General features: G+C 45.7%; 15 protein-coding genes and 1 tRNA gene. 13 read left to right on the forward strand and 3 right to left on the reverse strand.

All coding sequences use genetic code 11. The features are described 5' to 3' along the window. Window positions 1–361: 361 nt before the first annotated feature. Window positions 362–1270: a 1-aminocyclopropane-1-carboxylate deaminase/D-cysteine desulfhydrase gene (locus tag GJQ68_RS15470; protein ID WP_162418217.1), complete on the reverse strand. Its 909-nt coding sequence runs from the start codon at window positions 1268–1270 to the stop codon at window positions 362–364. Between the two features lie 66 nt (window positions 1271–1336). Here GJQ68_RS15470 and GJQ68_RS15475 point away from each other — a divergent pair, with 66 nt between their 5' ends. The 6 genes from GJQ68_RS15475 (at window position 1337) to rhuM (ending at window position 11243) form a co-directional block, all read left to right on the forward strand. Then, entirely contained in the window at window positions 1337–2371 is a 1035-nt protein-coding gene (locus GJQ68_RS15475) for an RluA family pseudouridine synthase (RefSeq protein ID WP_162418218.1), read from the forward strand. Window positions 2372–2858: 487 nt separating this feature from the next. Next, window positions 2859–7211, forward strand: a complete 4353-nt coding sequence (locus tag GJQ68_RS15480; protein ID WP_162418219.1) for a hypothetical protein — start codon at window positions 2859–2861, stop codon at window positions 7209–7211. 75 nt (window positions 7212–7286) lie between these two features. Further along, entirely contained in the window at window positions 7287–8315 is a 1029-nt protein-coding gene (pheS, locus tag GJQ68_RS15485) for a phenylalanine--tRNA ligase subunit alpha (protein ID WP_162418220.1), read from the forward strand. Window positions 8316–8528: 213 nt separating this feature from the next. Continuing rightward, window positions 8529–9221 (forward strand): FkbM family methyltransferase, encoded by a 693-nt coding sequence (locus tag GJQ68_RS15490; protein WP_235941589.1) that lies wholly within the window; start codon window positions 8529–8531, stop codon window positions 9219–9221. Then, complete coding sequence (locus tag GJQ68_RS15495) at window positions 9221–10003, forward strand: glycosyltransferase family 2 protein (RefSeq protein ID WP_162418222.1); 783 nt, start codon at window positions 9221–9223, stop codon at window positions 10001–10003. Before GJQ68_RS15490 ends, GJQ68_RS15495 begins: the two co-directional genes overlap by 1 nt. A gap of 760 nt (window positions 10004–10763) precedes the next feature. Further along, window positions 10764–11243 carry a RhuM family protein gene (gene rhuM, locus GJQ68_RS15500; RefSeq protein WP_235941591.1) on the forward strand — a complete coding sequence of 160 codons (480 nt, stop codon included), beginning with the start codon at window positions 10764–10766 and terminating at the stop codon, window positions 11241–11243. Window positions 11244–11254: 11 nt separating this feature from the next. Here rhuM and GJQ68_RS15505 read toward each other — a convergent pair whose 3' ends face one another. Next, entirely contained in the window at window positions 11255–11899 is a 645-nt protein-coding gene (locus GJQ68_RS15505; protein WP_162418223.1) for a collagen-like protein, read from the reverse strand. A 451-nt stretch (window positions 11900–12350) separates the two neighbouring features. Beyond that, window positions 12351–12422: transfer RNA gene (locus GJQ68_RS15510), tRNA-Arg, on the reverse strand. Between the two features lie 322 nt (window positions 12423–12744). Here GJQ68_RS15510 and GJQ68_RS15515 point away from each other — a divergent pair. The 7 genes from GJQ68_RS15515 (at window position 12745) to GJQ68_RS15545 (ending at window position 23415) form a co-directional block, all read left to right on the forward strand. Continuing rightward, the gene (locus tag GJQ68_RS15515) at window positions 12745–13383 is read left to right on the forward strand and encodes a 30S ribosomal protein S16 (RefSeq protein ID WP_162418224.1); all 639 of its coding nucleotides are present in this window, start codon (window positions 12745–12747) and stop codon (window positions 13381–13383) included. A 14-nt stretch (window positions 13384–13397) separates the two neighbouring features. After that, a complete protein-coding gene (rimM, locus tag GJQ68_RS15520; RefSeq protein WP_162343461.1) occupies window positions 13398–13928 on the forward strand; it encodes a ribosome maturation factor RimM in 531 nt (176 codons plus the stop codon). A gap of 1 nt (window position 13929) precedes the next feature. Beyond that, on the forward strand, window positions 13930–14655 hold the full coding sequence (gene trmD, locus GJQ68_RS15525) for a tRNA (guanosine(37)-N1)-methyltransferase TrmD (protein WP_162418225.1): 726 nt from the start codon (window positions 13930–13932) through the stop codon (window positions 14653–14655). 58 nt (window positions 14656–14713) lie between these two features. Further along, window positions 14714–15079 carry a 50S ribosomal protein L19 gene (gene rplS / locus GJQ68_RS15530; RefSeq protein WP_162418226.1) on the forward strand — a complete coding sequence of 122 codons (366 nt, stop codon included), beginning with the start codon at window positions 14714–14716 and terminating at the stop codon, window positions 15077–15079. 279 nt (window positions 15080–15358) lie between these two features. Then, window positions 15359–18433, forward strand: coding sequence for a SusC/RagA family TonB-linked outer membrane protein (locus GJQ68_RS15535; protein WP_162418227.1), 3075 nt, complete (start codon window positions 15359–15361; stop codon window positions 18431–18433). Between the two features lie 19 nt (window positions 18434–18452). Beyond that, entirely contained in the window at window positions 18453–19961 is a 1509-nt protein-coding gene (locus GJQ68_RS15540) for a RagB/SusD family nutrient uptake outer membrane protein (protein ID WP_162418228.1), read from the forward strand. A gap of 358 nt (window positions 19962–20319) precedes the next feature. Further along, window positions 20320–23415, forward strand: a complete 3096-nt coding sequence (locus GJQ68_RS15545) for a SusC/RagA family TonB-linked outer membrane protein (protein ID WP_162418229.1) — start codon at window positions 20320–20322, stop codon at window positions 23413–23415. The last annotated feature ends 24 nt before the right edge of the window (window positions 23416–23439 follow it).

Consider the following 23439-nt stretch of genomic DNA (forward strand, 5'->3'; position numbering starts at 1 on the left):
ATAACGATCGCCCTTATATTTACTTAAATACCTTATATGGTTTAAAAAAAAGGGGGACCATATAAGTGATATAAGGACATGTAAGGGATAACGATCGCCCCTTATATTTACTTAAATGCCTTATATGGTTTAAAAAAAGGGGAATCATATAAGAGATATAAGGGCATGTGAGGGATAACGATCGCCCTTATATTTACTTAAATACCTTATATGGTTTAAAAAAAAGGGGAACCATATAAGAGATATAAGGACATGTAAGGGATAACGATCGCCCTTATATTTACTTAAATACCTTATATGGTTTAAAAAAAAAGGGAATATAAGAGATTTAAGGGGTTTACGTATATGATCGCCTTATTTCTTATAGATCCAATCCAAAGCGTTGGTTAAATCCCCTGATTCCTTGCAACCCACCGGTGTGCAGGGCAAGTATTTTGATTCCTTTTGGAAAATAATCTTTTCGGATCAGTTCCAATAGTCCGAAAAATAGCTTTCCCGTGTATATGGGATCCAGCGGCAGATTGGCCTGGACTTGCATATGCTTGATAAAATCGATGAGTTCCGGCGTGAATTTGGCATAGCCTCCAAAGTGAAAATCGGTTTGGATTTCCACGGGTTTGGGAGGATTGATGTGGTGTGCTTCCAGTAGTTGTTGTACTTCCTTTCGTATAAAATCACCTTTTAAAGCCGAGAAGCCGAGTACTTGTTGGTGAGGCAGTGCGCTGGCAGCAATTCCGGCAAGGGTACCGCCCGTACCTACCGGAAGGGCTATTACTTGCATGGAGGCATCCTCATGCGATAAAATCTCCGAGGCACCCCGAATAGCAAAAGCGTTGGTGCCTCCCTCCGGGATCAGGTAAAAATTTCCAAATACACGGCGGAGTTGTGCCAGTACCCGCTCACTTTGTTTTTCCCGATAATCTGAGCGGGAAAGTGGGTACAATCGCATGCCTTGTTCCCTGGCATCCGACAAGGTGGAATTTTGCGGATCATCCACTTCTCCCCGGATAATGCCTATGGACTGAATGCCCGCTTCAGCACAAGCCATTGCCGTGGCGTGAATATGGTTGGAATAGGCACCTCCAAACGTCAGGACTTGGGTGTGGCGGCTTTTTTTTGCTTCTTGTATGTTGTAGCGAAGCTTGTAATACTTATTGCCCTGCATGCCCGGATGCATCAAATCCAGCCGTTTTACGACTACATGCACCTTCTTTTCGGAAAGTAGAGGTAGTTCAAGTGGTTGGTAGATGGGAGATTTATCGCTTTCCAAGAAATTATATTTAGGGATTTTAGATTAAAATTCTGATTGTTTTTCATCATATCCTAATTTTGTGCCATGACTACATCCAATGAGGGAGAATTGCCGGAGGAAGAATCCTATTTCGAACCGTATGAGCTGCAGGTAGATCCGGGGCAAAGGCCCCTGCGTATAGACAAATTTATTACGGACAAAGTGGCCAATGCTTCCCGGAATAAGGTCCAGCAAAGTATTTTGGCTGGTATTGTAAAAGTGAACGGGCAGCCTGTAAAGGCCAATTACAAGACAAAAGCCGGAGACCAGGTCTATTTTGTAATGGAGCGGAGCAGGAAGGATACGGATGTGGTTCCAGAACCCCTTCCATTGGATATTCGCTACGAAGACGAATACCTGCTCGTGGTTAACAAGCCCGCTGGAATGGTGGTACATCCGGCCCATGGAAACTGGACCGGTACGCTGGTAAATGGATTGGCCTATTATTTCAATCAGCTTCCGGAATTGCCTGGAAATTCCGGCAGACCTGGATTGGTTCACCGCATTGATAAGGATACCTCCGGTCTTTTGGTGGTAGCCAAATCCGAGCAAGCCATGGCGCACCTGGCCGCTCAATTTTTTGATCACAGCATCAAGCGAACCTACCTGGCGCTGGTATGGGGTGAGCCGATCGAAGAGGAAGGAACGGTGGATGTACCCATAGGTAGAGGGATGAAAGATCGTAAAGTAATGCAGGCCTATCCCGATGGGACCGCAGGCAAATCGGCGATTACCCACTGGAAATTGCTGCAGCGATTCCGCTATGTGAGTTTAATCAGCTGTTCGCTGGAAACCGGTAGAACCCATCAGATACGCGTTCATATGAAATACATCGGTCACCCCCTGTTCAATGATGCCGTTTATGGAGGAGATAAAATCAGAAAGGGAACGCAATATGCCAAATACACTTCTTTTGTAAAAAATTGTTTCAAACTGATTCCCCGGCAGGCCCTACACGCGCAGTCGTTGGGCTTTGTCCACCCCATTACCGGCGAAAATCTGTTTTTTGAATCAGAAATTCCGGAAGACATGGCCGCAGTAATAGAAAAGTGGGAAAAATACGTGCAGATTGATTCCTAATGGTTATTGATTTGTTAACCGATAGATTTAAATAGGGGTCACGATTGATGATAACCCTTAAATTTTAGCTTTTTATTGAATAGTATTAAAAAATAGATAAATTTTTATGAAATTATTTCTTTAAAAGTAAGCTTTCATTACATTTGAAGCATCAAAGTATTTACGGGTGGTAGTGCTGCCAATCGTTTTGGATTATATTTTGGTATCAACTTGTAGGATGTTGAAATTGGCAGACAAGCCCTCCTGTCTCGGGGGTGGGGAATCCGGATTTATCTGGTGTACTGGATAAAGCACACATCGAGCTCAATGTGTTGCCTAACAGCTCCGTGGAGGTTCGAATCCTTCTCCTACAGCGATAAGTAACAATCCGGCGGGTTTACCTGAGTGTATCCTGCCGGATTTTTTTTGTTGCTACCTTGCGGTAATTGTTTCTTTTGTTTCAGATTTTTGAATAATATCCACTTTATTTTGTATTCTTGATCTGGCAATGAGTGAAGAACGTTTACATACGAAACAGCAAAAAAACAGGAAGAGACGCTGGCTAAAAGTAGGTGGAATCCTGGTTTTCTTTACCTTATTTTTGCAAGCGGGCTTGTACTATGGTGGGGACCTGTTGTTTAGAGAGCTCATCAAGCAACAGGTAGAAAGCGTGTCTGACGGAAAATATGAGGTGGATTTTGATCGAATTTATTTCTCTTTGCTGCAAAGGGGCTTATTTGTAAAGGGATTTTCCCTGAACCCCACCGATCCGGCTATTTTTGATGAACAAAAAATTCCCTATTACCGGATTGATATAGACCAATTTGACCTCCTGGGACTTAGCTATTCTAGCAGCTCCGGCCAATTATCAGTGGGTACGCTTCGACTAACCTCCCCCAGGGTGCAGTCCCGACAAAATGCCAGCCCGGAAGATACCAGCAATGCCAGTCCCTTACAGTTGCTGGAAAACGAAATTCAAAAATCCCTGGGTGGGCGTCTACGGGAGATTTTAGTGGAAGATTTTTATGTAGAACAGGCCAATTTATTGATCGAAAACTTTATCAGCCAAAAGTCAATCTCTGCTTCCAACACCAACTTATACGTAAAAAATATCCAGGTAGGGGGAGAACACCCGGGTGAGCTACCCTTTGGATTGGAAGGCTTCCGCCTGGACTTTGATGATTTTGACATCGTTTTGTCGGATAGTATTCACCGGGTGACAGCCGAAAAGGTGCAGGTGTCTTCGTTGGAAAAACGCATCAGTGCTCAGACCCTGCAAGTGGTCCCGGACCTGCAGCGAGCAGCCGATGTGTATTATGAAATCGGCCTGGAGCAGTTGGTGCTGGAAGATGCGGATATCATGGAAATGTTTCGCACCGCTGAGGTAAACGTCGGATCCCTGAATCTGGAAGGACCGGAATTTGTTTTGTATACCGATCGAGCCACCCTGGAAAACGAACGAAGGACCACGGATCTCTATGAATTAATCCGGGATGTCCTTACCTCGATTTCGATTCAGGACCTCACCATAAACGAGGGACAGTTTCTTCAAAGGGGAGTCAGTGAGCCCAACCAAAATCGGATTGAAGCTGATGATATCCGATTTTCCATGGAGGGGGTTTACATTGGACAGGATGAGGCATTGAAAGCAAACAGTTTCTTTTATGCCAACGATGCCACCTTGGAAATAGACCGGGCAAGGATTGCCCTGGCAGATGAAATCCATTGGATTACCGGCCGTCGAATCTATTTGTCTTCCTACGATGACCGGGTCACCATAAACGAGGTAGAAATCAATCCTTTGGTAGACGAGGACAGTTTGTCAGATATCTCCTTGTTCGAGATCAAAGTTCCCCAACTGGAGTTTGCCAATGCCAATCTCAGGAAAGTATACAACGAGAAGATTATCGACATCGGAGAACTGATGATTCGTTCGCCGGATGTAGTGATTAAAGATATCCTGGGCAATTCTGAAAAGCCTGAACGAAGCACCCAACTGGCCTCACTTCAGCAATTGACAAAGGGATTTTTAAACGCAATTTATATTCAGCGATTGGAAATGCAAGAAGGCAGCCTGGTGCTGGACAACCACCTGAGACTTCGACAGGACAGCCTTTCCTTTGGAAAAATTGATTTTGTCCTGGAAAATTTTCAGTTGGATGAACAGCAGTTAATGGATTCGTCTTCCAGAATTTTTCTGGCCGAAAACCTGCAATTAGAAATCGAAGATTATGCCCTCAAGCTTTCCGATAACCTGCACTTGTTTTCCGCTGATAAAATCCGCATAGATACCAAAAGGGAGGAATTGATGATCAATGGGTTCCGCTTGCAGCCCCATTCGCCGGAAGAAGTGCTACAACTACTGGACCGGTATGGCAGAACTACGGTTCTGGACATTACCATTCCTGAATTTCTAGCCAGCGGGGTGGACATCAATCAGGCCTATTTTCAGGAAAAGTTATTCATTAACCACATCGATATTCCTAGCCCCAATATCCAATGGACCAAATACATTCCATCTGGAGAGGAAGAGCAGGCTAAACTGGAGCGTGGAGATATTCTAAACCTGATCACCAATTACTTCGAAGTGGTAAGCATTGATTCGCTGAGTATCAGCGAAGGGTCTTTTGTGTATGATAACTTTGCCAATGAGCGTTTTCGTACTTTTGCAGAAAACGACATTGAGGTCAACATCCGAAATTTTTACCTGGATGAAAAGGTAGATCCGGCCGAAAACCAAACGCTCTTTGCAGAGGAAGTGGATGTCAACCTGAACAATTACCTGTTTAATATTGCCAATGGGAAATACAGTATCGTTGCCGAACGTATTACCTTCAATTCTGCCACGGAAGAAATCAACACGTTTAATGTCCGGCTGAATCCAAATCGGTACCTGGATTCCAAAGTAAGCATAGCAGCGACCATTCCCGAGCTTAGCTTTCGTGGAGTGGATCTAGAGGCCTTTTTATTTGATAATACCCTGTCGCTTTCGGAGTTAAAGCTCACCGATGCCGGTGTTAAGCTGTCAATTAACCGCGATTATGGCGAGGAGGAAACCGAGGCAGAACCGGAGGAGGAAAAGCCTGCGGGACGGAAACTGCCTAAACGGATAGATGTCATTCGGATAGATTCCATTCTTACTTCCAATGCTTCCTTTAACGTGGCGTATTACCAGGAGGGGAAAGACCTGGATTTGATAAAAACGGGGATTAATCTATCCATTGCCGCTTTTTTATTGGATTCAGCACGTCTTTCGGAGGGAGATATTGCCAGTTTTTTCTCCAATGTCAGTCTGGAAGTGGACGATTTTTCCCTGGCACTAAAAGACAGTATCCATACGCTGACTTTCTCCAAAATTGGCTTTGATTCCGGAGATGAGGAGATTTTAGTGGACAACCTCCGCATTGATCCCAGTCAGATTTCAGGGATTAAAGGGGTACCAGTGGTGAGGGCTAGCGTTCCCAGGGTTACCATCAATACCCGATCCCTGCAGAGTTTCCAACGCACCGGCAGCCTGGATGTATCCCTTCTTCAATTCAGCGATCCGGATGTAAGCATCTACCTGGACGAAGACGAAACCCTGACCCTACTGCAACCGGAAAAAGAGAAAGAAGTGGTGCAAAAAGTCCTGGAAAGCCTGCTGATCAGGGATTTCAACCTCTCCGGAGGGAAACTTGCCCTAATTAATAAAGCAGATACCACCAAGGTGACGGCGTTTGAAAATCTGAGTTTAATACTTAGTGATCTTAATTTTGATTTCACTCAGAATCAAACCATCAGTTCCGAGTTCTTTTTTAGTAACGACTTCCAGTTTGAACTAAAAGACTACGAGCTTGACCTGCCGGACAGCCTGAACCGGCTGCAGATAGGGCAGGTGCTGATTTCTTCGAATCAACTTGTTCTCAATGATATTCGTTTCTTTCCCAAATCGGGACGGTATGCGTATACCCGACAGGTAGGAACGCAAACCGATGTGGCCGAGTTGTACATCCCGCAGGTAGTGGTGGATGGTCTGGATGCCGGGAAATTTATTGCGGAAGAAAAGTTAGTCGCCCGGTCCATGACCGTCAATTCCCCTCATGTGGAAATATTCCGTGACAAACGAATTCCTGAGGACACGACCGTGGTGAAGCCAATGCCGCAACAAGTTATGGATGCCATGAGTATGGTGATGGTTTTGGATACTTTGCTCGTGAAGAATGGTCGCCTTCGCTACAGGGAGTTTCCGGAAAAAGGAATGGTTCCCGGTGAAATCCTTTTTAGCCGGATGGAGGGGCTCATGTATCCTTTCAGTCTGGGGAAAATGGATCAGGAACGGGAAGAGGCCATTGTTAAAGCCTCCTTTCTGATCAATGACGCAGCGGATCTGGATGTGAGTCTTTCCATGAAGTTTGCTCCTCCCTATCCCATTGCAGTGGAGGCAAGCGTAGGTTCTTTTGACCTGCCGGTGATCAATTCCATATTGGAATCCAATGCCTTTGTCACGGTCGAAAGGGGCAAAATTCGGGAAGGAGAATGGCATTTTACCGCCGATCAAGAGCATGCCATTGGCGAAATGACGCTGAAATACAATGATTTAAAAGTCCGTTTACTGGAAGAACGGACACTCAAAAGGGCGGGAGGCCGAAAGGGCATCCTTACCTTTGTGATCAATGCCCTGGCCATGCGAAAAAATAATCCCCGGCCCTTATTTAAACGACTGGTATCATCGCCCATATACAAAGAGCGTACACCCTATAAGTTTGTCTTTAACTACATGTGGAAGGCTACCTTTTCCGGATTGATGGGGAGTTCGGGCTTGATGCAGCCTCGAATTCCTGCAAAAGAGGAAGAAGAGGAAGGCTTTGAAAGCGAGGAATGAGCCTTTCCCTATTTAAAAGGTAGGTGGCATCAATAATTTATTATAGATTTGTGACCTTAAAAAGACCAATTGCCCATGCAAAGCCAGAAAATAGACCAGATTAAAGCTGAAATTGCTGCTGCCAATGCCGAGTCCACGGAGGAGTTAGAAGCCTACCGGATGCGGTTTATCAGTAAGAAAAGTGTGGTAGCGGCGCTGTTTGCGGATATGAAATCCATCCCTAATGAGCAAAAAAAGGAATACGGGCAACAGGTCAATGAGGTAAAGCAACTGGCAGAAGAGAAGTTTAAACAATTGATCGAAGCGGTCAATACAAGCCGGCAACAAAAGACCGGACCCTTACCGGATCTTACCCTTCCGCCCACCACCTGGCCGGTCGGTGGGATTCACCCCCTAACCGCTACCCGGCAACGGATCGTGGAGATATTCGAACGGATAGGCTTTAACCTTTCCGAAGGCCCTGAGATAGAGGATGACTGGCATAATTTTACGGCCCTGAACTTTCCGGAAAACCATCCTGCCCGGGAAATGCAGGATACCTTTTTCATTGAAAAAGATCCGGATATTGCCCTGCGGACCCATACCTCTTCCGTACAGGTGCGGGTTATGGAAAATGAAAAGCCCCCCATTCGTACCCTGTCACCCGGTAGGGTGTTTCGAAATGAGGCCATTTCGGCCCGGGCGCACTGTATTTTTCATCAGGTAGAAGGCCTGTATGTAGATGAGAATGTGAGTTTTGCTAACCTGAAGCAGACCTTATATCATTTTGCCAAAGAAATGTTTGGCAAGCAAACACAGGTACGGTTTCGGCCTTCCTTCTTTCCTTTTACGGAACCCAGCGCAGAAATAGACATTTCCTGCCAGCTATGCGGGGGAAAAGGCTGTAATATCTGTAAGGGAACCGGTTGGGTAGAGATCGGTGGCTCCGGAATGGTGGACCCCAATGTGTTGGAAAATTGTGGAATTGATTCCGAAAAATACACCGGATTTGCCTTTGGTATGGGCATTGAGCGAATTGCCATGCTCAAGTACCAGATCAATGATCTGAGGTTATTTACTGAAAATGACATCCGTTTCTTGCAGCAATTCAGGGGATTGCTTTAAAGGGGTTAAAGTAGTCTGCCCCGAAATAGTTGGAGGCTACAAAATCAGCAGGGAATATTAGGTTTGGACATAAGGAATATGCAATCACCATTTTTGCCTCTTAAGAGAACATTTCAAAGCCAATGGAAGGCCCTGCGTTTTCAATTAAGCGCGTCGAATCATCCAGCGTTTATTGGTTTTTACAAGTATCTTTATAAGCCCGGGAAAGGGAGTTTGAGTGATTTTCTGAGCCGGTATTCGCTTTCAAAAAAAGGTGATTTTACGGTCGTTCAAATTGGGGCAAACGACGGCATCACCCACGATCCCATCCACAAATTCATCAAAAGGGATGGGTGGAACGGGGTTTTGCTTGAGCCGCAGCCGGAGGTCTATCATCGGTTTTTGAAGAAAATTTATGCCAAAAATAAGGGTATAAGCCCCCTATGCGCTGCCATCGGTGAAAAGGACGGCACACAGGACATTTATAAAATTGGCTTTTCCGATATGCGCTGGGCGACCGGATTGACTTCCTTTTCCAGGGAAAAAATCGAAAAGGCATTTGAGGACGGTATCGTTGCTGCCAATTGTTCGAAATTTGGGATAGCGATCCCCAAGGATAAAGATCGGTGGATCAGTAAGGAAGAGGTAGAAGTAATTGCTCCGCGAACCCTGATGAAGCGGTATGACATTCGTAAAATTGATCTTTTGCAAATCGATGCAGAGGGCTATGACCTGGAAGTGATCCGGATTTTTGACCTGCCACGTACAAACCCCGAGGCGATTGTTTTCGAAAACGTGGGTTTGAATGAAGTTGATTACGTTGCCTGCCTGGCACTCTTGCAGGAAAATGGCTACGGTACCCGGAAGTTCGGGCCCAATACCCTGGCCTTAAAAAAGACTGCGGAGATTTATAAAACGTTTTTTTAATGAGCAGGGAGGGCTTGGTTTCGGTCGTTATTCCCTGCTATAATCAGGGAAAGTACCTGGCAGAGACCGTGCAGTCGGTATTGGCATCCACTTACCGCCCGCTGGAGATTCTGATCGTTAATGACGGTTCCACCGATAATTCCCTGGAAACAGCCCTGGATCTGGAGAAGCAACATCCGGAAATCAGCGTCATAGACCAGGCAAATGCAGGGGTAGCCAAGGCCCGTAATACCGGGATACAGGCCGCCAGGGGTGGCATACTGCTACCGCTGGATGGGGACGATAAAATTTCTCCGGATTATATTGCACGGGGCGTGTCTGTGCTCCATCAGGATCCCGGGGTGAAAGTAGTGTATTGCCGGGCAGTAAAGTTTTCCGAAGCACGGCAGAAACCCTGGAAATTAAAACCTTTTAGCCTTCGAGCCCTGGCCAGGGACAATATGATTTTTGTGGCTGCCCTTTTTCGGAAAGCAGATGCATTGGCAGTGGGCGGTTTTTCGGAAGACATGCACATGGGGCGGGAAGATTGGGAGTTTTGGATCAAAATGCTCAAAAATGGAGGGGAAGTGGTACAGCTGCCCTTTGTAGGTTTTTATTACCGGATGACACCGGATAGCAAAAGGAAGAAGACCGGAACCGGCCGGAAAAAGCGGGAGCGAATAGATTATTTGAATGCCAAACACATGGATTTTTTTGAAAGGGAGCTCAGGGGCCCGCTACGATTTCAGCGCAGCTGGTCCAGGAGGTACAATACCTTGTTGAAGTGGTTGGGGAAGGGCTGATATTGGAAGCTTGGCCTTCAAATGGAAAAAAATCCGGATAGGTGCCGTAGTTGATAGTATGTTGCCCTGGTTGAACAAATGTCCAACTTCTTTATGTGAGAATTGGGGTTGTCTGAAAATCTGGTAGTCAAACTAAAGCCGAAGAAGTTGGCGTCAGGTACTTGACAACCTAAGTTCGATCTATTTTCCGTAAAAAGGTTCAACCCCGTCCGGGGTTGGAGGTTTGTTTTTGTTAGCTTTCCGCGGGTTGCACCCACGGTTATTATTGTTCAGGCCCTTCAGGCCTGCTTTTACTGAGTGAATCATCAGCAGCCTAAATTGGCATCTATAGCGTTTTTTTCCGTTAGTCCAATTAGGTTATAATGAGGTTCCAGATCACTTCTCAAGAAAAAAGCTCCTATTCGACTTCGAAGCCTGCAGGGCTTCAACAATAATAACTCTGGGCGAAACCCGGGGTTTAGGAGCCAATCTTTCCTTCCAGCAACCCTGGAGTGGGTTGAACACTTTTTTCAAAAAGCCCGGAATCAAGTTCAAAACCGGTCAAACGAAGCAAATTGCGACCTATTAAAATCGAACTCAGATTGACAGACCGATTTAATATATGTACTGAAAATTTAAATATGTTCATTTAGATATATAAATATGAACATATGCTATTAACAGGTCCACTTTATTTCTGGGTAAATTTAGCCTTAAAATTGGTGTAGGGTGCGCTTCTTAATTCAGCGTATTAGTTGAAGAATGGCTTACCCAAAAGGGTATGCAGGAGTTATTTAAAAAAGCCAAGTCCACCATATCAGAACACATCAAGAATGTATTTGAGGGAGGAGAATTGGACGAAGAAGTGGTAGTTCGGGATTTCCGAACCACCAGTCCACATGGGGCTATTATGGACAAAACGGAGGGAAATACCGTAAAATATTACAACCTGGACGTAATCATTTCGGTAGGCTATCGGGTGAAGTCTCAACGAGGTACGCAGTTCCGTATAGGGGCTACTAAGGCATTGCGGGAATACATTATCAAAGGATTTGTCCTGGAGGGTTGGCACCTAAAGCAAGGATCGGCACTTTTTGGCAAAGACTACCTAGATGAACTACTGGGACGTATCCGTGAGATACGAGCCGGTGAAAGAAGGTTCTACCAAACAATTACAAACATCTACGACCAATGCAGCCAAGAAAAATTGACCATCAGTCGCTTGGAGCTACCATTCCGAATGCTTTCCTGTTTGGCATAAATCAACTTAAATCATTCTTCAATTCCCAAAACTTTCCTAAACTGGTTAAAGTCCCTTATATCGGCAGTAGGTTGAATAGCCGTTGGAACCAAATTTTCCGTGGTTTCGATGGCTACTACTTTTACTTCTTCGTAAGTTTCTCCCGGTCCTGTTGTGGTCACCCGTGCTATGGTAATCTGGACAGCACTTCTGTTTGAAATATACTGATGATAGGTTCTGTAATATGTCCGTCCAGCATTACCATAATTCGGCAATATGTACCAGACGTTACCCCTTTTCATGTAGGTGTAGAAAAGTTTATTGTTAAAATCGTCAATTGACATTGAAATTTCTAATTGTTTGAGGCTATTTATAGCAAAGTCCTGTCCATCAAAGGTATATACCGTTACATTGGCATTTCCCGGAGCACCTTGTTCACCTTTGGGACCTTGAGCTCCCCTTGGTCCAGCCGGACCCATTTCTCCCTGATCGCCCTTCTGACCCGGCTCCCCTCGCTCGCCCCTGGGACCAACCGGGCCCATTTCACCCTGTGGGCCTACCGGACCTGCCTCTCCCTGTGGGCCTTCGAACAAACTACATGACCCGAATAAACTCATTGTAAATGCCATGGCCATTATGGCCAGAGATTTTTCACTGATATTTCGATTTCTTTTCATGGGAATACAGTTTAAAATGATAAGATGAATATTAAGATAGTTAATTTTATTTAATATTCTTTATTTATAACTAAATAAGGAAATAATAATAATTAAATGTTTAATTTACCATATAAAATTTGTTAGAGTAATCTCATGAAAGCTTTAAACTTCCACTACCGCTGTGACTGTTGCCCGGGATACCTATTTCAAATCCAACAGAATGGGCATAAAAAGGAGTAAGAACAAAGCCCTGAGATAATAATTTTATTTTTTCAGAGGTTTATGGGTTGCCCCTGCTATTTTTTTTAATGGTTGTTAAAAGTAAGTAATCCATCGGAAACCCTGTTTAGTCATTGTTGCGATCCTTTTATACCATGTTGCAAACGGAGCAGAAAAAGCTGTATTTAGCCTACAACTGTCCCCCCAAAAATAAAAAACCCCAAATACAGCTTGTATAAGGGGTTTTTTGTAGCCTCGACAGGAATCGAACCTGTATCTAAAGTTTAGGAAACTTCTATTCTATCCATTGAACTACGAGGCCAAATTATATTAGGGAACTTTCCTGTATGCCGGCAGGTATTCTATCCCTGTCCGACCGTTGTCAGCCGGGCGGGCATTGAACGACGAGGCCATTTAAACTTGAGGAAAGAGTAAGATTTACCTTTTGTAAACCAGGTAATTGGTGCTTTTTGGGGCTGCTTAAACGAGCAAGCCTCCGAAAAACAACGCAATTTAAACCATAATTTTACTATTTCACAAATAAAAGAGAGGCATATTCTTCTTTTTGATTTTAATGTTTTATGTTTGCAGTCCAAAAAATATCGATGGACGGGATCCATCAATTCACTAAAAGTCAAAATATTATGGCATTAAAAATCAGATTAGCACGTAGGGGCCGTAGAAAAATGGCCATTTACGATGTAGTAATTGCTGATGCTAGGGCTCCACGAGATGGACGCTTTATCGAAAAAATCGGGTCGTACAATCCAAATACCGACCCCGCTACCATTGCAATCAACAATGACCGTGCGTTAAAATGGTTGATGAATGGAGCACAGCCCACCGACACGGTGAAAGCCATGCTTTCCTACCGGGGCGTGATGCTGAAGAAGCACTTGCAGATCGGGGTGGTGAAGGGAGCTATTTCCCAGGAACAAGCCGATGAGAAATTTGAGGCCTGGTTAGAAACCAAAGAGAAAAACATCGCCAGCAAGGTGGACAAAATCCAGTCTGCGAAAGATGATGCCAAGAAAGCGGCATTGGAAGCGGAAGCGGCCAAAAATCAGGCCCGACTGGATGCCATTAAGAAACGAGAAGAAGAAGCGATTGCAGCGGCCGAGGCGGCTGAAGCGGAAGCCAAAGCTGCCGCAGCACCTCAGGAAGAGGCTCCGGCCGAAAGTGAAGCGGAAGCTCCTGCCGAGGACAAAGCAGAAGCACCCGCCGAAAACGAAGGAGAAGCTCCTGCAGATGATGCGGCCGCTTCTGACGAAGAAAAAGCCTAATCCCAGCACCGACCATGAACAAAGACAATTGCTTTCAATTGGGCCATATAGCCAAAGTTCATGGATTACATGGAGAGGTATTACTGGTACTGGATGTAGACTTTCCCGAGGATTATGAGGAGTTGGAGCATGTTTTCGTGGAAAAGGGCAACCGACTGGTACCCTTTATGCTGGAGCACATGGTACCTCAACCCAATAATAAATTTCTGGCCAAATTTGAAGAATTTGACCAGGTCGATCAGGTGAAGCCCATGGTAGGAGCCGCATTGTTCCTCCCATTATCCCTTCTTCCGGACTTGAAAGAAGATCAGTTTTATTACCACGAATTGGTAGGATATACCGTGATCGATGAGGAGCTGGGGGAATTGGGAGAGGTCAAAGTGATTTATGACCTGGAAACGCAGGATCTGATCGGAATGGATTACCAGGGCAAAGAGGTATTGATACCCATTCAGGATGGCATCCTGGAGGGGGTAGATAAGGCAGAGAAAAAAGTTTTCTGCAGGCTTCCGGAAGGCCTACTTGACATTTATTTGGAAGATTAACATGCGGATTGATATCATCACCGTTTTGCCCGGACTGCTGGAAGGGCCTTTTTCCCATTCCATTTTGAAAAGAGCGGAAGATAAAGGACTGGCCAGCGTAAAGGTGCATGATTTGCGCGGATATGGTATCGGGAAGCAGAAAAGTGTTGACAATTACGCCTTTGGCGGCGGTGCAGGCATGGTGATGATGATTGAACCCATCGCCAAATGCATCGAGGATTTGAAAAAGGAACGGGACTACGACGAGGTTATTTACATGACACCGGACGGTCTTACCTTCAATCAAGCCATGGCCAATTCCTTTTCATTGACGGAGAATTTAATCATTCTTTGCGGACATTATAAAGGAGTAGATGAGCGGGTTCGTCAACATTTGATCACCAAAGAGGTAAGCATAGGGGATTTTGTCCTTTCAGGAGGAGAGTTAGCCGCTGCGGTGGTGACAGATGCCATCATTCGATTACTCCCCGGAGTTTTGAATGACGAGACTTCTGCCTTGACAGATTCCTTTCAGGACGGCCTATTGGCACCGCCGGTTTATACCCGGCCAGCGACCTACAAAGGCTGGAAGGTACCTGAAGTATTGCTGTCAGGACATGCGGCAAACATCGAATCCTGGAGATTTGATGAATCGGTACGCCGAACCAAAGAAAGAAGACCCGACCTGATGGAAGGGGATAATTCTCTGGGCAAAGGCGATAGCACAACAGCACGAAACGATAATTGAGATAATTAAGGATACAAGAATCGGTATCCGATAAAGCGATAAGCAAAATAGTAAAGCAATGAGCGAACTACTTAAATTCGTAGAACAGGATTACAAAGACGCGCGATCCAAATTTCCTGCCTTCAAAGCCGGGGATACGGTCAATGTTCACGTGAAAATTACAGAAGGAAACAAAGAACGTATCCAGCAGTTTCAGGGTACGGTTATCCAGCGGAAAAATGTGAATACCAATGGCGAAACGTTCACAGTAAGGAAGGTTTCCAATAGTATTGGTGTAGAGCGAATATTTCCCATCATTTCCCCAAGCTTAGAAAAAATTGAAGTCCTGAGAGAAGGTAAAGTTCGCAGGGCCAAATTGTTCTACCTGAGAGGAAGACAGGGCAAGTCTGCAAAAATCAAGGAAAAGATCAGGGTAAAAAAGTAAGTTTATCCGAATTAATTATTAGTAATAGTATAAAAGGGGGCTTTTGCCCTCTTTTTTTGTGCATTAATTCCACTGAGCCAGTTTGACTTCCGGGACGAACCAGGTAACTAACCGTTTCATTTTTATCTTTTTTAATAGAGATATACCAAGTAATGTATTTTTAAGTTAGTTTTTTACCACTATAAAATTTTATTTAAGCAGGATAGTGCAGGATAGTATTGCTTGATCTTTTGGGTTTATTTAATTGACATAAATCAATTTAACCAAACACAAAAGATTATGAAAACAGGTTACAAACCACACTTAATCGGGTTTCGGACGGTGTTTATGGCTTTTCTTTTAGTAATTACCTTTTCCGGGTATTCCCAGGATACAGGGCAGATTACAGGGAGAGTCCTGTCAGCAGAGGATTCCGAACCCCTACCGGGTGTATCCATTTTGGTGAACGGAACCTCCCGGGGAACGGTCACCAATATGGACGGAGAGTTTGCCATTCAGGCATCTTCCGGAGAAACACTTACCATTAGTTTTATTGGATTTGAAACCAAGGAAGTAGCCGTCACCGGAGGCCAGACCAACTACGAAATTATTATGGAGCCCTCCATGGGGGATTTGGGTGAAGTCGTGGTAATGGGCTATGGCTCTCAACGAAAAGCGGACATCACCTCGGCGGTTTCCGTCATCAATATGGAAAATATTGGGGAAGTACCTACCACCAATGTTTCCCGCCTCTTGCAAGGTCAGGCCGCCGGAGTTCAGGTAAGGCAGACCAGTGGAAGGCCGGGTGAGGAAATGGAAGTAACCATCCGGGGAATTGGCTCCCTGGGAGCAGGCAGCCAACCGCTATACGTGGTAGATGGATTTCCGGTAGGAACCTCCCTGGGACAAAACCTGAATCCAGCCGACATCGAGAGCATGACCGTGCTAAAAGATGCGGCCTCAACGGCCATTTATGGTGCCAGGGGTTCCAATGGTGTGATCCTGATTACCACCAAATCGGCTAAAGATGGCGTGGTAAGCCTGGACTTCGTCGTCAACCAAGGCATTCAGAACGTCCCTGACGGGAGAAGAACCCGCATGATGAACGGACCGGAGTTTGCACAGTTCAAGCACGATAGTTTCGTAGACAGGATCCGCTATTTCGAGCAACGAGAGCCTGATCTGGAGGAAATTCCATTGGAATTCCGGTTTCCCGAACAGACCACCGTTTCGACGGATTGGTTTGAAGAGATCATGAATCAAAATGCGCGGTTTCAAAATTACAACGCCACCCTTACGGCCGGAAAGGGAGATATTCGCTCCCTGGTGTCGGTGGGCTATATCAATCAGGAAGGTGCCGTTATCGAGACGGGTTTCGAACGATTTAACGTGCGGGCCAATATTGACGGAAAGATCAATGATTTTATCAGTATGGGCTGGAACATTGCGGCTTCCCATTCCCGGGAGGATTATGCTTCTACCGACGGCAGAAGTGCGTTAATAGGTCGGTCACTTTGGGCAGATCCCCGGTATCCAGTGTACAATGAAGATGGGAGTTTTAATGACTTTATCGGGGGCACCCATGGCGTTTTTGGAACGGCCAATGTGGTACAGGAACTGCACGAAATGGAACGAACCCGGTCTGAGAACAACATTCTGACCAATGGCTATCTGGAGTTTACCTTTTTGAAAAACTTCAAATTCCGGACTTCGGTAAATGCCAGACTGGAAGGTACTGACCAGAAGGAATTCAGGCCATCCACCCTGGCAGGTACCGGTTTCAACCAGGCTCCACCCAGAGAGGCGACCTTATACCAGAGAAGAAATGAGGTGTTGAATATCGCAGCCGATCAGTTACTTTCTTATAATAAAATTATGGGTAGTCACCGAGTGGAAGGACTTTTGGGCTTTTCAGCTCAGGAAGAAACCTTTAAATACCTGCAAGGCAACGGAAACGAATTTGCCAATGACCAGGTCCAATACCTGAGCGCGGCCATTCGGCAAACCTCAACTTCTGGAGAGGCGGATTGGAGCCTTATGGCCTATTTTGCCCGGGTCAACTATTCTTTCAATGACAAATACCTCTTTTCGGCATCTTACCGTAGGGAAGGCAGTTCCCGATTTGGTGCCAATAACAAGTGGGGGGACTTTCCCGCCTTTTCTGCCGGTTGGCGGATTTCAGAAGAATCCTTCATGCCACAGACCAATTGGATTACCGATCTGAAATTGAGGGCCAGCTATGGGATTACCGGTAACAATGCCATCGGGAATTACTCCAGTTTGTCCAACCTGCGTATCTCGAACTATGTTCTGGGAGGTGCCATTGCCAATGGGCAGGTATTGTCCAATTTTGCAAATGCCAATCTAGGCTGGGAGCAATCCCAACAAACAGATATCGGCCTGGATCTGGCCATGTTTGATAACCGCTTGATACTGACAGCGGAGTATTACAACCGATTAACGGACAACATGCTGTTGTCGGTAGAAATGCCGGTCATCTCCGGTTTTACCCAGTCGCTGGATAATGTAGGGCAGGTACAAAACAGGGGGGTGGAACTGGCATTGGATTACCGGACCCGGATCAGCCAGCTGAATCTGCGAAGCAATTTAAACCTGACCATCAATCGAAACAAGGTGTTGGAAATCAGAGGTGAAAACGACGAAATCTGGTCGGGTGGTTTCTATAGCACCTATAATGTTTCTCAGGTGGGTAGGCCGGTTTCCATGCTCCATGGTTTTCGCATGATGGGCATTTTTGATACCGAAGATGAAATCGAAGCCTGGCCAACTCAGGACGGAGCCATCCCCGGTACCTACAAATATTTCGATGCAAATGGGGACGGGGAAATTTCCTATGACCAGCAGGACATGATAGAAATTGGTAACCCACATCCCGCTTATATATTGGGATTTACCCTGGGAGGGGACTATAAAAGCTTTGATTTTAACTTCATGTTTACGGGAGCCTTCGACTACGATGTGTTCCGGAATATAGAAGCCACCACCATGAATATGGACGGGGTATTTAACATTCTGCAGTCAGGTGTCAACCGCTGGCGATCTGCCGAAAATCCGGGTGATGGCCGGGGTGCTACGACCAATACCTGGAAATGGCAGCGGGAATCCAATTCCAGGTATGTATATGATGCGACACATGTGTGGTTACGAAATATCACCCTGGGTTACACCATCCCTCAAAATCCGGTGATACCCAATGCCAGGGTGTTTTTCAGTGCGGAAAACCCCTTCCTTTTCACCTCATTTCCTGGGACCAATCCGGAGATCAACCGAAGAGGCGGGATAAATATAGGAGTGGATGATGAAGCCTATCCCATGCCCAGGACCTTTACCTTGGGTGCGACCATCAGATTCTAATTAGTAAACTACCGAAGAGATGAAAAAATACATGCATATAAAATTAATTTGTCTGGGCTCCTTGCTGGCTTTTACTGCTTGCGATGAGGAGTTTCTGAACAAAACGGATCCCACTGTTCTGGTATCAGATAATTTCTACCAAACCGAAACGCAGGTAATCCAGGCGGTGAATGGGGTGTATGGACAACTTAGGCCCTTGCACTTAAATCAATGGCAATACACGGAATTTATATCCGACAATACCACCTTGCATTTTAACCCAGGCAACAGAGGAGCCGGACCCTCCCTGGAAGCCTTGGAATTTTGGCAGTACAACCCTGCCACTCCAAATATTACCAACCTGTACAATAGTACTTATGGGGTGATGGTCAACGTGAATACCACCCTGTCTAAATTGCCCGAATCCCTCGCCAGTGAGGCGATTAAGACCCGTTCGGAAGGGGAGTTGAAATTTATCCGGGCGTATTTGTATTTTCACCTGGTACAGCACTTTGGGGATGTGATCATCATTACGGAACCAGTAAACTCTCCGGCGGAAGCTTTCGAATACGAACGGCAACCCGTGGAAACGGTGTATCAACAGATACTATCGGATTTGAATACGGCCGTCAATGCGCTTCCGGTCAGTTATGATTCCGATCAGGTAGGTCGGGTGACCAAGGGAGCGGCGCTTAGTCTGTTGGGAAAGGTTCATCTGACACGCGGAAATTACGGACTGGCGATCGATGCCCTGGACCAGGTCACCTCAATGGGTTACGATTTATTAGCTGATTATGCGGATATTTTTGACCCGCAAAACAAAAACCACCAGGAGTCTGTCTGGGATATTCAGTACCAGGGAGACAATCAGTTTGGTGTAAACAGTAACTTTATTTACACCTTCGCTCCCCGGGAGTCCTTTGGTGCAGTAATAGATTTCCCGGGCCAGGAAGGCGGTGGATGGAACACGCCAAGCAATGACATCATCGCCGCCTACGAAGAGGGTGACCTGAGAAAAGTAGTTTCCCTGAAAGAAGGCTATACCAACCTGGACGGGGAATACGTAGGAGTCCCTTTTATCAATAAATTCAATCACCCCCATTCGATTCGGGGCGTTACCAATGACAACTGGCCCGTAATCCGGTATGCCGATGTATTGCTGATGTTAGCGGAGGCGATCAACGAAGTAGATGGCCCTACCGGCGTTGCCTATGGTTATCTGAATGAGATAAGGGAACGAGCAGGCTTGGATCCCCTGAGCGGGTTAGGCCAGGATGCTTTCCGGGAGGCCGTACTCGACGAACGTCGGATTGAACTGGCCTTTGAGAATCATCGCTGGTTTGATTTGAAACGAACTATGGGAACCCAAGAGTTGGTGAATTTTCTGAATGCTTATGGCCTGCAGGAGCGGGCCAATCCAACCACTTCCAGGGAGGGGATTCCCTTTTCGAATGGTGATTTTATCTTTGAAGCCCACGAGATTCTGTTTCCGATTCCGCAGGATCAAATCCGGATCAATTCGGAACTGACCCAGAATCCGGGTTATTAAGAATAGAAATGGATAAGTTAAAAGTCTTCCGTTATGAACTGTAGAAAACAGTTTATTTCGGAAGACTTTTTTGATTCGCTATCTTTTAATATCCATAGAAAATTTCCTTTGTTGGGGGGATTACCGGAGCGGCTTCCAGCAATCCTTATATTTTACCCTTAAACAGAAATTAATTTTGGTAAATAATTTTTTGTCAAACAGTTGTTTAACAAAGCCTGGCTTTTTCAAAAGGACTGATTGAAATCATATTCAGCACAGTGCAGGATAGTTCTGGAAGGAATATCGTTTTTATTTAGGAAAATTTCGGGTATAACACCTGGAGGTTTTAGAATAAATCCATTCATTTAACCTATTTATTATGAAAAAAGATTGCTACCCAATTTTGGATAGCAGGCGCCTGATTGCTTTCATGGCGGCCATGCTATTGACCTTCGCATCTTATGCGCAAAGCACCGTCTCGGGTGTGGTGCGCTCGGAGGGAGACAATGAAACGTTACCGGGAGTATCCGTCCTGGTAAAAGGAACCACCCGCGGAACGGTTACCGACCTGGACGGTAGGTTTCAGGTAGAAGCGGCAGCCGGTGAGGTGTTAACCGTTAGTTACATCGGATACGCAACACGGGAAATTCCCGTGCAGGGAGGCCAAACGGAATATGAAATCGTGTTGGCATCTTCCATGAGTGACCTGACCGAAGTAGTGGTCGTGGGTTACGGTAGCCAGTTGAAGAAGGAAATCACCGGATCGGTGCAAACCATCCAGGGAGATGACCTGATGGACATACCAGCTACACAAATGGCCCAGAAGCTTCAGGGACAGCTGGCCGGTGTGCAGATCAACCAAACCACTGGAAAGCCCGGACAGGGAATGAACGTTCGTATTAGAGGACAGTTATCTGTTTCCGCTGGTAGTGATCCATTGTATGTAGTTGATGGATTTCCGATTACTGGAGATATTTCTACATTGAATCCAGACGAAATTCAGGACATTACCATTTTGAAAGATGCGGCGTCTACCTCCTTGTATGGATCCCGTGCTGCAAACGGCGTGGTTTTGATAACCACCAAAAGAGGAAAAGCGGGGCAATCCTCCGTTGCCTTGAACGTGTACACCGGTTTGCAAAATGTACCTCATTACAACCGTCTGGAAATGATGGATGCGGTGGAATTTGCTCAGTTTAAGAAGGAATATTTTGAAGATGCGGGAAGACCCGTACCAGACATGTTCCAGAACCCTTCCCAATACGAAGGACAGACCCAGGATTGGTACGATGCCTTGCTGCAGACCGCTCCTATCACGAACTACAACCTGACGATCAACTCCAACACCGAGAAAATGCGAACTTCAGTGGTGGCAGGCTATTTTGATCAGGAAGGTGTGGTATTGAATACCGATTACGAACGGTTTTCATTGCGATTAAACACTGACTACACCGCTTCGGATAAACTAACCATGGGTTTTAACCTGGCTCCTACTTATGTACGAGACAACACTCCCAGAACCGATGGATCCAGAGGTACCGGGATTTTGTTTAATGCCTTGCATACCTGGCCTAATATGCCCATTTACGATGATAACGGGGAGTTGACGTATTTTAATAGATTCCCAAGTGAGACGGGTAATATTTTTGCCTATCCTAACTACGTAAGGTCAGCATTGGAAATCACCAATGAGACCAAACAGACCAATTTGTTGTCTAATGCGTATGTGCAATATGAGCCTATAGAGGGACTTGAAATCAAATCCACCATCAATGCTGAAATCAGGAATAGTAAGTATTTCTATTTCAATCCTTCTACCGCCACTCCGGGAATGAACGTGGCCATTCCTACGGTGGCTTCCTCCGTTCGGGATAATCGCGAAATATTCAGTTGGTTGAATGAAAATACGGTAACGTACACCAAGTCCATCAACGACCACAATTTCCAGCTATTGGGAGGGTTTACCAACCAGAAGTTCAGACTGGATCGGACCCAGGTGGCCGCCAATACCTATGCGGATGACCGACTCCCTACCGTTCAGGGGGCCATCAATATCAACAGAGGAAGCACGATCTCAGACGTTCAAGAGTGGGCCCTGACTTCTTTCCTAAGCCGATTGACTTACAACTACCAGGGTAAATACCTATTGACCGCGGCTATACGAGCGGACGGGTCTTCCCGATTTGGTTCCGAAAACCGTTGGGGAGTATTCCCTTCTGTGTCTGCCGGATGGGTCATGTCTGACGAAGGCTTCCTGAACACCAGTGACAAGGTTTCCTTTATGAAAGTAAGGGGTAGCTACGGAGTGACTGGTAATAACAACATCGGTAACTACACTCAGTATGCCCTGGTGAATAACACGGTGAATCATGTATTTGATAATTCAGTGGTGCCGGGTGCAGCCATTACTTCCCTGCAGAATCCCTTTCTGGGATGGGAAACCACCCAGCAGTTTGACATCGGATTAGACCTGGGATTATTTGACGATCGCATCCAGTTTGTATATGATTTCTATACCAAAAATACCACCAACCTGTTGTACAACGTGCAGATACCGCAGGAAGCGGGATTCGGCAGCTTTACGGACAACATTGGAGAGATCAAATTCTGGGGTCATGAATTTGCAATAACTTCGCGAAACACCCAAGGCAGACTGGTATGGACCACCAATGCCAACATCTCTTTCAATCGCAACAAGGTAATGGATCTTGCTGAAGGCATCGATCGGGTGTATGGTAACGTACATATCACACAGGTAGGGCAACCATTCGGACAATTTTATGGATTGAGAAAGCTTGGTAACTACATGAATGAGGAAGACCTGAACAGTTCTCCTCAGGTACCGGGTCGCTCCACGGTTGGCTCCATTAAATTGGAAGATATCAATGGAGATGGCATCATCTCCATTGGTGGCGATAACGATGACCGAACCATCATAGGCAATCCATTTCCAGATTTCACTTATGGAATCACCAATAATTTCCGATATGGAAAGTGGGATTTGAATATCATCGGATCTGGTTCCTATGGAAATGAGTTGTACATGAGACATCTTTTCAGTACGGCGAACCTGGATGGGGTATTTAATATGGTTCAAAAGGCCACTGAGCGTTTTCGTTCTCCGGAAGATCCGGGAGAGGGAATCTTCGGAACCACTGTGGGTGGAGGAAACGTGACGGGTATTGAACGAGATTGGGCCAACAGCAACTTTGTCTGGGATGCGTCCTTTTTCACTATCAAGAATATCACATTGGGATACAATCTTGGGGCAATTGCAAATGTAATTAAGTCTGCCAGGGTCTATGCTGCTGTACAAAATGTGTACATTTTTACTCCCTACTGGGGAGGTCCTAATCCGGAAGTCAGTCAGCAAAATAATGGAAATGGCGACGGAGGAAACCTTAGTCAGGGAGTTGACCTTACCGGTTATCCTGTTCCCAGAACCTTTACAGTAGGTGCGAATATTACCTTCTAAAGAAGCTTTACATCTAAAATTGAC

This window comes from Cyclobacterium roseum (assembly GCF_010119225.1).
GTDB lineage: Bacteria > Bacteroidota > Bacteroidia > Cytophagales > Cyclobacteriaceae > Cyclobacterium > Cyclobacterium roseum.